At 49.3% G+C, this 12,029-nt stretch carries 8 protein-coding genes; all 8 read right to left on the reverse strand.

The window, feature by feature from the left end:
- Nucleotides 1–743: 743 nt before the first annotated feature.
- Nucleotides 744–2,783: a Fe(3+)-hydroxamate ABC transporter permease FhuB gene (gene fhuB, locus OGX97_RS03910; RefSeq protein WP_156183268.1), complete on the reverse strand. Its 2,040-nt coding sequence runs from the start codon at nucleotides 2,781–2,783 to the stop codon at nucleotides 744–746.
- A gap of 14 nt (nucleotides 2,784–2,797) precedes the next feature.
- Nucleotides 2,798–3,688 carry a Fe(3+)-hydroxamate ABC transporter substrate-binding protein FhuD gene (gene fhuD, locus OGX97_RS03915; RefSeq protein ID WP_235125393.1) on the reverse strand — a complete coding sequence of 297 codons (891 nt, stop codon included), beginning with the start codon at nucleotides 3,686–3,688 and terminating at the stop codon, nucleotides 2,798–2,800.
- On the reverse strand, nucleotides 3,688–4,485 hold the full coding sequence (gene fhuC / locus OGX97_RS03920) for a Fe3+-hydroxamate ABC transporter ATP-binding protein FhuC (RefSeq protein WP_003829206.1): 798 nt from the start codon (nucleotides 4,483–4,485) through the stop codon (nucleotides 3,688–3,690). Before fhuC ends, fhuD begins: the two co-directional genes overlap by 1 nt.
- 47 nt (nucleotides 4,486–4,532) lie before the next feature.
- Nucleotides 4,533–6,746, reverse strand: coding sequence for a ferrichrome porin FhuA (gene fhuA / locus OGX97_RS03925; protein ID WP_008786254.1), 2,214 nt, complete (start codon nucleotides 6,744–6,746; stop codon nucleotides 4,533–4,535).
- Nucleotides 6,747–6,956: 210 nt separating this feature from the next.
- Nucleotides 6,957–7,955, reverse strand: a complete 999-nt coding sequence (locus OGX97_RS03930) for a fimbrial protein (protein ID WP_235125395.1) — start codon at nucleotides 7,953–7,955, stop codon at nucleotides 6,957–6,959.
- Between the two features lie 34 nt (nucleotides 7,956–7,989).
- Nucleotides 7,990–10,476 carry a fimbria/pilus outer membrane usher protein gene (locus OGX97_RS03935; RefSeq protein ID WP_235125398.1) on the reverse strand — a complete coding sequence of 829 codons (2,487 nt, stop codon included), beginning with the start codon at nucleotides 10,474–10,476 and terminating at the stop codon, nucleotides 7,990–7,992.
- Between the two features lie 43 nt (nucleotides 10,477–10,519).
- Nucleotides 10,520–11,233, reverse strand: a complete 714-nt coding sequence (locus OGX97_RS03940) for a fimbrial biogenesis chaperone (RefSeq protein WP_235125408.1) — start codon at nucleotides 11,231–11,233, stop codon at nucleotides 10,520–10,522.
- 47 nt (nucleotides 11,234–11,280) lie between these two features.
- On the reverse strand, nucleotides 11,281–11,847 hold the full coding sequence (locus OGX97_RS03945) for a fimbrial protein (RefSeq protein WP_186413717.1): 567 nt from the start codon (nucleotides 11,845–11,847) through the stop codon (nucleotides 11,281–11,283).
- Nucleotides 11,848–12,029: the final 182 nt, after the last annotated feature.

Raw genomic sequence — 12,029 nt, forward strand, 5'->3', positions numbered from 1 at the left:
AAAGAAGCAAACAACACGTTAATAAATAACATCACTTAAGCTCAGTGAAGTATTTTCCATTAAAAGCCCAAAGACAAGTGTTTTTATTTAAAGGATTATCAGAATTAAATAACAATTATTTTTTACTGTTCAAAAAACAAACAAAGCAAGCAGAATGGAAGAGCAAAAAAAACAATAAACATGTCAAAATGAATAAAAAAAGATCTGAATCACAGTACTGAATGTATATTAATGACGCATAACATTTATTATGGGTATAAATTCCATAAAAAAAAAACAAAAAATGCTAAGTTACATTTTTTTTGTTTACTCGTGGCAATTAATTTATTTTAATAGAATTGTTTTTATTACTTTAATAGAAAAAATAATATTTTATTATCAAAATTCTATAATGAAAACTTATTATTAAATAAAAATTGATTTACGAGAAGTATCAAAAATGCGACATCTACACCTTAATATTTAAAAAGCATAATGCCCGAATCCGATAATTTTTATTATTGGATAGTTCATGTCGCAATTTATCATCAACGTTTCGAGCCTGGATATGCTGAAATTAGTCACCCTGTTCAGGGGGCAGCAGCGGCGCGCTACTGAAATAGCAATGACTTATCGATACAGAGATAACACCTGCTTCTTCCTGAAAATCAAAGCAGCGTTCCCCGGTAAAATGCGATGAACCTTTTTTATTGCCGGATGTCGACGCAAAGCGTCTTATCCGGCCTACATGAAAGGGGTCAGCCTCAGCGACTCTGCTTTCTCAGCAGATAGATAAAGTACGGCGCACCAATAAACGTCGACAATAATCCCGCCGGGATCTGATACGGAAACAGCACCATCCTGCCGCACCAGTCAGCAAAGACCAGCAACACGCCACCCGCCAGCGCCGAAATCAGCATATGCGGCATCGCCCGACGAAAACCCATCATACGGGCAATATGCGGAGCCATCAGCCCGACAAAGCTCAACGGTCCAATTGTCATGGTGGCTGTCGCCGTCAGCCCTGCCGCCAGCAGCAGTAACCCCACGCGTGATGGCGTGATAGCCATACCGACAGCCCGCGCCGTATCGCCGCCGAGCGGTAAAATTGTTAGCCAACGGCGGCACAGAGGCGTCATCGCCAGCAGAATCACCATCACAATCCCGGTACGCAGTACTTGCTCTCCGCTCGCGTTATAGGTTGAACCGGAAATCCAGGTCAACACGCCCGCCATGCGCGGATCGCCGCTGGCCTGCAGCATCATCAGCAGCATAGTAAAGGCCGTACTGAGCGCCATGCCGGCCAACAGCATACGGTGCGGTGAAAAACCACCGCGCCCGGCAGCAATCATAATGATAAGCAGAGTAGCCGCGGCCCCGAGGCTTCCGGCAGGCAGCAGCCAGCCAAAAGCATTTCCGGGGACCAAAAACAGCATGAGCACCACGCCAAATGCCGCACCGGAGCTAATGCCCAGCACTTCCGGGCTGGCCATCGGGTTGCCCGTCAGACGTTGAATAATACAGCCCGCTACCGCCAGCATCACCCCGGCAATCAGGGCCGCCAGAATGCGAGGCCAGCGCCAGGGCATCAGCTCATCCAGCATCGCGCCGCTGGCCCATGTCCAGCCATGTGCGTCGCGGCCAAACGACAGCGCCACCACGAGGGTTAGCAGCAAGATTACGCCACCCGCCAGCGCAAACATCAGCACATTCTGACGCTCAGCGGCGATGCGATTACTGGCGTTCATATCCGGGGCGCTCATACTCCTCAAGCGCGGCAACAACCACAGTAGCAACGGTGCGCCAATCAACGCCGTCACTGAACCGGTGGAGACTTCCATCCATACGCGGGTCAGCCACAGAATGATTTGGTCGGAGAGCCAGAGGATCAACGCACCAATCAGCGGGGCCAGTACCAGACGTGCCAGCAAACGACGCGCACCGAGCATTTTCGCCAGCAGCGGTGCAAACAGGCCAATAAAGCCGATAATCCCAACTGCGTTAACCAGTAAGGCGCTGATGACAATGGCCAGCGATAACGCCGCCAGACGTGCCAGCGACAGCGCCAGACCGAGGTTGCGCGCCACGCCGTCATCCAGTCCCATCAGCGTCATTGGGCGTAATAACAACAGAGTCAGCATCACACCGCCCAACAGCTGCGGCCACAGACGCTGTACGCCGCTCCAGTCGGTTTGCGTTAACGTGCCGCTGCTCCATAAAAACATGCTTTGCAGCTGATCGTGATGGAAGATAACCATCAACTGGTTAATCGCCCCGCAGTACAGGCTGACCACCAGCCCGGCAAGGATTAACGTCACCGGAGAAAGACGCTTGCCCCAGGCAACGCCAAACACCAGCGCCCCAACGACACATGCTCCCGCCAGCGCCGCAAATTGCGTGGTCAGCGCACCAGGAATAGCCCACAGCGTGGTAACCGTAATGCCCAACTGCGCACCAGTCGCAACGCCCAGCGTGGTTGGCTCCGCCAGAGGGTTACGCAACACCTGCTGAAACAACACGCCGACCAGACCCAGCCCGGCGCCGACCAGTAGCGATATCGCCAGCCTCGGCAGCAGGCTATAGTGAAAAACCATCTGCTCAATGATGTCGATATCCGGTGACCAGATAGCCTGTTGCCACTGACTGCGCGGTAGCGCAACGGAGAAGTTAACCCATGTCAGCCAGCAGGCAGCAACAAACAGCACCAACAACAGCAACGCCGGATGGCGGCTTCGCCTTATCCGGCCTACAAAGCGCCCAAACCGTAGGTCGGATAAAGCGCTTTTCGCGCCGCCATCCGGCATTTCAAGTTTCCTGCTCACGCTTTGCCTCCCAACGCATTATCCAGAATACGGGCAAAATGCATGGCCGATAGCGTTGCGCCGTAGAACCAAACGGCAGGCACACGTTGAAAACGTCCGCCACGGACAAACGGCATCGCCTGCCATAATGGCGTAGACATCAGCGCAGCCATCTCTTTATCGTTGCCGTGATCAAAGCACAATACATCGACATCCTTATAAGCAGCCAGACGGTCAATACTCACGGCAGTGCTGCCCCAGAAGTTTGTTTCTCCCTGCCAGGCGTTAGGGATCCCATATTCGTCCAGTACGTCCTGGAACAGGCTGTTTGAGCCAAACACCAGCATATGTCGCGAATCAAGCAAGGATGTCAGGAGCACGGGACGCGCGCCGCGTTGCATAAAGCGCGGTTTCAGGCTGGCGATATAACGATCGTACTCAGTCAAATGGCGTTCAGCAGAGGCTTGCAGATTGAACAATTGCGCCATTTCCTGCAGCGACTGTTGCGCAACGACCAGCGGCTTTTTGCCATCGCTGAAGTTAAATCCCCGGCCAGGTGCAATCCGCGCCAGCTTTTCAGGAGAAGGACCGTAACCTGCCGACCAGAGCAGAAACGAGGGCTTCATTTCGGTCAGCAGTTCGAGATTGGGTTCCGTACGTAGCCCGACATCAATTACCGAGTCCGGCAGAGGAGGCTCACTGACCCACAGCTTGTAGTTAGGGATATCTGCGATGCCATACGGCGTAATACCCAGCGCCAGCAGCAGCTCTACAGGCAGCCATTCCAGCGCTACAATGCGCTGGGGATCAACCGCCGCGGCGTGCGCCGTATTCATCCGCCACAGCAGAGGCGACAGCGCCATCGCCGTAAGCAGCCGCCGACGGGTAATATGATGTAATCCGATCATTAATAGACAAAACTCACGGGTGCGGCACCTGCCGGATGCGGCAAAATGCCCATCGGGATACCGTAAATTTGTTCCAGAGTTTCACTGCGCATCAGTTCAGCAGGCGTTCCTTGAGAAATCATCTCACCACCGCGCAGCGCAACGAGGTAATCGCAGTAACGGGCCGCCATATTGATATCATGCAGCACCGCAACCACCGTCAGCCCGCGCTGCTGGCTTAAGCGGTGCACCAGCGCCAGCACGTCAACCTGATGGGCGATATCCAGCGCGGAAGTCGGTTCATCAAGCAGCAGACAGCGGCTGTCCTGTGCCACCAGCATGGCAATCCACGCGCGTTGGCGTTCCCCACCGGACAGGCTATCGACCAGACGGTGCGCCAGCGGCTTTAAACCGACCAGCGAAATTGCTTCTTCTACCTTCTCTCTGTCGGCAACGCCAAAACGCCCCAACGCCCCGTGCCACGGATAACGACCAATCGCCACCAGTTCGCGTACGGTCATCCCTTCTGCCTGCGGCAGCTGTTGCGGCAGATAGGCGACCTTGCGGGCAAACGCTTTGCTACTCCAGCTCTCCAGCGGCTGTTCGTCGAGCAGGATTTCACCTTCTGACGGCGGCTGATGACGTCCCAGCATTTTCAATAATGTCGATTTACCGGAACCGTTGTGGCCGATAAGACCAGTCACTTTCCCTACAGGAAAAGTTAATGAGAGAGGATGCAAAAGCGTGCGGCCAGGCACACGAAAGGAGACATTACGCAACGCAAAAGTGGTGTCGGGATGGGATCTGTTTTCCTGCATAGCAGCCAACTTGTAAAACGGGCACGCAAAGCGTGCCCAAAGAGAAATTAGAAACGGAAGGTTGCAGTTGCAACGACCTGACGTTCTGCGCCCCAGTAACATGCGTATTCGCTGTAGCAACTGGAAACGTATTCGCGATTAAACAGGTTGTTAACGTTCACCGCAACAGACGAACCCGCCATGCCGAAACGAGCCAGATCGTATTTCACCATCGCGTCGGCAACAGTATAGCCACCAACGTTAAAGGAGTCGTTCTTCTTCGCCGCATCGTTTTTGTAGTAACTCACCGTTGAACCGGTGTAACGCACCCCTGCGCCAAGAGTCAAACCGCTAAGTGCCGTTTCATAGAACGTATAATCGGTCCATAAAGAAGCCTGATTACGAGGTACTTCTGCCGGACGCTTGCCTTTGAAGATGGTGTCCTCGGTATATTCCGCATCCGTATAGCTGTATGCCGCCGTAATGTTAACGTTGGCATTGACCGCAGCTTTAGCCTCCAGCTCAACACCACGAGAACGAATTTCGCCGCTCTGAACGCTGTACAGCCCAGTTGGATCGTTCGGGTCTGCGGTCAGATTTTTGTCTTTCGTCAGCTGATAAACCGCAGCTGTCAGCACGACAGGCATATCCTTCGGCACATATTTCACGCCAGCTTCGTACTGCTTACCGCGTGACGGATCAAACGGTTTTCCTTCTTTCGTTGAACCTGATGTCGGTTCGAAAGATTCGCTATAGCTGAAGTATGGTGAAATTCCATTATCAAACAGGTAGTTAACACCACCGCGCCAGGTAAACTGTTGATCGTTAACTTCGGCCAGAGTATTACTGGAGCGAGTCAACGTAGAGGTTGTTGCGTAATCATAACGACCACCCAGCGTCAGCACCCACTTATCCCATTCCATCTGGTCCTGGGCGTAAAGTCCGGTCTGCTCCATACGGTTCAGCACGGCGTACTTCGCATACGGTCCGCTGACATCAATATTCGGATTACCGTACTGCGGGTTATTCATATCCAGTGGATCTGCGGAGCCATAAAGTGCATTCACGTCGTTACGCATGCGCGAATAATCAACACCTGTCAGCAGAGTATGTTCCACATCGCCGGTGGCAAAAGCAGACTGAAGCTGGGTGTCGACAGTGAATGCACTGAGATCTTCGTCAGAACGCACATACTGGCGATTAATTTTGCCAGGGGCAATGTAGCCGTAGCCATACACGGAACGGTAGAGTGTTTTCACTCGGTCATATCGCAGATTCTGGCGCACAGTGAAGGTATCGTTCAAGGCATGCGAGAAGTTGTAGCCTACCATTTTCTGACGACGCGCCATCTTGTTATCGTCTTCGCCTTCATTGAAATCAGTTGGCAACTTGTGCGGATTACCGTTCGCATCGTAGTAAGGGACAAGCGTACCTTCACGCGGCAACCAACCGTAATAACCCGCATACGGATCGTTTTGGAAGTTACTAAGGAAGGTGAAATCTGTTTTATCATCAGGACGCCAGCTAAACGCAGGCGCAACAGCGTAACGCGTTGATTTTGACATTTCCTGTTGAGAATTCTGGCTGTTGCCTAATCCCGTTAAACGGTATGACCACACACCGTCATCATCAATAGCATCGCTGAAATCGAAACCGGTTTGCCAGAGGTTGTTAGTCCCCATTTTGAACTGAATTTCTTTCAGAGGTTCAGTGGTCGGACGCTTGCTTACCATGCTTACAATGCCGCCAGGGTTACTGTTACCGTACAATACAGATGTTGGCCCACGCATGACTTCTACGCGTTCCAGAAAATATGGGTCCATTGATACTTCAGAGTAGTTATTTCCCTGAAGTTTCATCCCATCAAGATACTGGTTGGTATTGACGGTGGTTGGCGCAGTGAAACCTCGAATTGTCACCACATCATAGGTAGTTGAACTACCACGCGTGGCAAAAACACCCGGCGTGTAAGCAATCGCTTCTTTCACCGTCGCGGGCTGTTTGGTGTCCATCTCTTCACGCGTCACTACCGAAACAGATTGCGGGGTCTTTTCGATAGGCGTATCGGTCTTGGTTGCAGTGGCAGACCGCTTCGCAGCGATGGTTGGGGACGGTCCCCATGCGCTTTCTTGTGCGGCAGGTGCAGCAGTTACGGTGATGGTTTCTTCTTTCGGGTCAACCGCCGCCTGTGCATAGACAGACATGCCGCTAACCGCTGTGGCTACCACTACTGCGATTTTACGCAGCGATGAACTTGGCTGAGCAGTTTTAAGACGCGCCATTGGTATTTCTCTGATGAAAGTGAATGATAACGTAAACGAGAATTATTATTATAACGGCAGCATAATATTCGAAACTCTGGCGAGATAGCAAGCAATACGCGTCCCTACTAAAACTGAGGGGTTAAGAAATAACCAGATGAAAAGAAAGGGTTAATAAATTAGGCTGGAATGTTGAAAAGAAAAGCCTGCAAATACACAGGCTATTTTTGGCTAGCGGTAAAAAACGTTAAATGTCGCAACAGAGTCAACCTTTCCCGCTTTTACAGTTCCTGTTTGTACATATCTTACTTTCAAAGGGATAGTGACAGACTGCCTATCGGTTGTTTGCGCTACCGCGTTGTAATCTTGATCAAATTTCAGCACATTATTGTTGCTGTCGAGAATTTGTAATCCGACCCCTTCGGCCGCGTCATTACCACTGGCGATCTCCAGGATGTCGCTATTGCCACTCACGCCAGTTGAACCGGCAGTGGTGAATTTATAATCAAGTTTGATGCCCGCGACACACTGTTCCAGCTGAATCTTGAAACTATCATCAGATACAACATCGGAATAACCGTCCACAATATCGCTAGTCATGATTCTCTTAAGCGGCACTGTGATATTTTTTTCAACCAAATTGCAGGTGTTAGCAGTAACGTTAATCGCTATTGGCGCAAAGCGAATTTGAGCAATAACCTGCGAATCATAAATCCAGTCCGCATTGAGCATGTTGACGTCAATAACCCCTGACTGCACAACACCAGTGACGACAAATTCAGCTCTCGCACGTGATTGAATACTATAGTCACTTAAGTGGGTTGTTTTTGCCGTCCCTAGATGCATAGGGGTAACCAGCGATCCTTCTGTTAGGGCGGAAGAGCTATCTTTAGACCAGGCAACCCGAAAACCTATTCCCGGAACATTTGTTTGATAAACACGGCTAAGGGGATTATCCGTGCGGGCATCGCTACTCGTGAATACGGTATAACCTGTATAGATATCGCCACTATCTGTACAGTCCACGACTTTAATAAGATCGCCAGTCACTTCCTGGGTTGCAATGATCGTACCTGGAGCGGCGTCCGCATTTACCGTAAACGACGGCATATTGAACGTAGAGGTTGACGGCGACGCATCATTCTCAATTTTGCAGGATGCCTGAACTGATTGCTGTGCGAACAATAGACCGCAACATAGAATCAATCTAAAAATCATATAATTATTCATATTCCCACAGTCCATTTTATGTTTTCCCTTTACACTATCGACACTCAACCGCAGCCTGGTAAATAGAGGACTCGATATCGTCTGGGATCTGCGCATTTCCTTCACAGCGCTGTTCTGGAGCACTACCCCACTGTACTTTAAACGGTACATTACCTTTCAAACCGGTCAGATAAACTTCGCCACCATCTCCGACTATTGAGGAGCCCCCCTCAATTGACAGTACCGCGCCGAAAGGCACAAAACTCGATCCATGGTGAAGTGTTAATAAGGCGCGAATACCCTGGCGGGCAGAGAAATTAGCTGCGACAACTGCCCCTTTCGTAGGTACGACATCTTTGGCCGGTTTTTCGATATCCAGATCGTCGCGTTCCCCGCTGTTCACCGTGACGGTATTACGACGATAATTAGTTAGATATGGTACGACCGCATTTCCCCAGTAGTCAGTGTAAATACCTTGCATATTCTGGACCTTAACATCTGCTCCCTCGTCAATATGGACAATAGCAAAAGCATCCTGGACAGATTGCCCCAGCGTAATACCATAAGGATGTGCGACGACGGATCCTTGCGCGCTGTAGTTCCACTGTTTGCTATCTTTGGCATAGCTATAGTTCGCCCCAATTTCACCGTATGAGCCACGATAACGCCCCGTCATGCTCGCACCATATCCAGTATCGTGATCGGTATAGCTTTGCTGCAGGTTATAACTTAAGTTGTTATCTTCCAGCGCAGTCCCGCCAATCCCAACCTGATGCACGGTATTGCCATTTTTAGCGCTGTTTAGGTTGTAGGTCGCCCAACTGTTTGACAGCCAACGTGACAAAGGAATATTGACGGAAAATGCAACCTGCTGGTCATTATCGCTGTTTGGTGTTTTTGTCAGGCTATAGTTCACGGACCAGGTGATGTCCTGCCAACTGGAGCTGAACCCCATACTGGCACTGCGTTCATGCCCACTCATATCCCAGTAATCTTGTTGATAACCATTGATATACACAGACCCTACAGAGCCCAATGATTGCGACATACTCAACTGTAAACGGCTACGACGATTGTTTGTTTTACGGTAATTGTAAATTCCATCATCTTCGCCTCTATCACGTTGATCGAGTGCTTCCTGGAAGGTATAAAAACCAGAAGTGGAATAACGGTAACTGGCCAGCGTCACCGTGGTATCTGTTGCAGAAAAGTCTTTGGAATATTGTGCGCGCCAGGATAAACCATTGGCATTACCACGCCCGTCGTCAAACTGAGTTCTGGCCGCAGTAACATCTACAGACACAGAACCAAGCTCACCGAGATCGGCCCCCGCCCCGACCAGACCGGCACGATAAATTGATGCTTCGAGCGCTCCGCCATACAGCGTAATGCCATGAGGCATGCCGTAGATTACCGTCGCCTGACCAAACCCAGGTTCCTCGCCGTTATCGCTATCGCGGTATTTTCCACCAGCAAGGCTATATTTCAGCGCACCTTCACGCTGTAAGATGGGTACCGAAGCACTTGCCTGAATAAACGAATGCTCGCTTCCATCAGCTTCTTTAACGGTAACTTGTAAATCTGACCCTGCTGTTACCTGACTGAGATCTCTGATTTCAAAGGGGCCGCTGGAGACATAAGTCTGATATATCGTGTAGCCATTTTGCTTAATCGTTACTTTTGCATCGCTATTGGCAATTCCGCGTACAACAGGCGCAAACCCTTGTAAGCTATTGGGTAACATGCTGGTATCGGTTTCCAGCTTCACTCCTGTCATCTGTACGCTGTCAAACAGTTCGCCGTTGGTATATGTCTGGCCGATTTCAAGCTGGCTTTGCAGAAATTTAATATCCCGCTCCAGCGTGGTGCTGATCGCATCCCAGCCATCCGAATTGCTGTAGGTACTTGAATTACGAAGCCGCCAGGCGCCAAGATTTAGACCGGAATTAAGGCTTGCCCAGTTCGAGTTATCGTTCTCGCCATTTACTTGCTGGCGGTTACCGCTAATGTAATAGCTGCTCCATGCCGCAGGAATGCCATCGTCCCAGTCTTTAATAGGGATAGCGCCAGCGACTTGCTGGTCGCGATAAATTTGCGGGATCCGAATGAAAAGAGTTTGGCTATCGAGTTGAAAATCAAACTTTGCTCCCGATATGTACTGGGCGATGTCGCCAACTGGAGCCGTATCAGCCAATGATTTCAAGCCGGGAAGGCTATCGACCTTCACCCCCAGCTCTCTGAGATCCCCTTTGCTGAACTGCGGGAGTAACTGCGTCTTATCCTGTGATAGTACGTAAGTAATATTTCGCTTATCAATGCGATCATAATCCCACATAACTTCAGTCAAATAAGTCCCTGGTTGTAACCCATTATTTTGCAAAAAGGTTTCCAGTGTTGACGTATTCTCTAACGGTGTACCGAGTTCCAGAATATGCAAATTGAATTCATCTTCAGCACTCGCTGGGTGCAAAAATGAGCATAATGCCAGCGTAATGCTGTTGAGCAAAAAGAGTCGGCAAGATCGCAAAGGATAAGGCTGCATATAATAAAGTCCCTTTAATTTTTACCCATACGCGTCATTGCGTTTATAGTTGTTGGTGCTTTTTCACCGTTGCAGCACCATAGTCATTCACTGCAGCCCATGACACATCACCTACTGCAGCTGCAGGTATTGAAAATATTTGTTCCCCAAAGGGAGGAATCGTCATTGACAATGACTCAGGTACAGAACTGTCTGCGAGAGGTTTTACCCGCTTTCCACCAACAGAGAGTTCTAATAACGAAACATGAAATGGCGTTGGATTTTTTGCGGTTAATTGAGAACCCTGACGGCTAAACCGTAATTTTTCCCACGCACCGGCAGCGGCCGATTCTTTAAGACTCACTGGCCGCCAGAAAAGTTTCAGCTGTGTTTTCATCGCAAACTGCAGCGTATTTTTATCTTTTAATTCATCAGGCATAGCCGAAACAGATTTAAAGTTGGCAACAAACATCGATTCACGGTCTTGTGGTAGCGATCCTTTATCGCCAATAAAGACGATATGCAGCAGAGCCTGGCCATTAGCGTCCATTTTATAAATCGGCGGAGTGATAATAAAAGGCGCTTTTGTGTTATCTGTCTTTGTTACCCAGCTTTGTATCAGATATTTATTGGCATCTTCTTTATTCTTAATAGATATCTGTACTTCTTTTTTATTCTCCGGGTAAATGATTCTAGTTCCCCCCAGGACAATGCTGGCCTGTGCATTTATGGCAATAAGCCCAATGATGGCAAAACAAATTCGCGCATATAATTTCACCCGCAATACTCCCTGGTCAGGCAGCCCTGAAGGGCTGCCTGTCATACTTAACGATAGAACACGGTAAAATTCGCGGAGGCGTGATATTTACCTGCAGTCGGTTTGTCATTACCAATCTGAATCACTTTCGCGGTATAGTTGAAAATAGAAGGCGTTGCTTCATCGCCAGTATTCGCCACATCAGTGGTTGATACCGGAACGGAGTCATCAAACACAACGTCAGTATTACCACCATTATTATTGGTTACGGTAATACCTACATTTGTTGCAGCACTCGCATCACTAAGGTCGTTCTTCAGGCGTAAATTCTCGCCGTCAGTAGTGTCACCACTGAACCTCAGGTTTAAACTTGCTATGGCAGGGTCACATTTAGCCAAAGAAATCTGGAAATCTTTTGTCGGGCCAATTGCCCCATCAGAACCAAAATTCTCCGGGTAAGCATCAGCAAAAGTCACCACGGTATTTGCTCCTGCGCCATCGACATCAATAACGCAAGTGTCGGCAACAATACGGCCAGAAAACTCTACCTTACCCGTATCTTCTGCAAATGCAGACGTATTTACAGCGGCAATCAGGCTTCCGGCCATCAGCACAGTAAGAAGCTTTTTATTCATTAGAATCCCTTAATCAGAACGATTGAATGACAAAGTCCCATTACCAATAATAAATTACTGGTGAGAAATATTGAGGGTGAGCACGGAGAGAAAAGAATAAAGATATGCAAAAAAACATGATCTTCTGAAATCCATTCGTCAAATCAATACAATGAATCGCGTATAATGAATATTGTATAGTG

The sequence above is a fragment of the Citrobacter sp. Cpo061 genome, assembly GCF_030332845.1.
Taxonomy (GTDB): Bacteria; Pseudomonadota; Gammaproteobacteria; order Enterobacterales; family Enterobacteriaceae; genus Citrobacter; species Citrobacter portucalensis.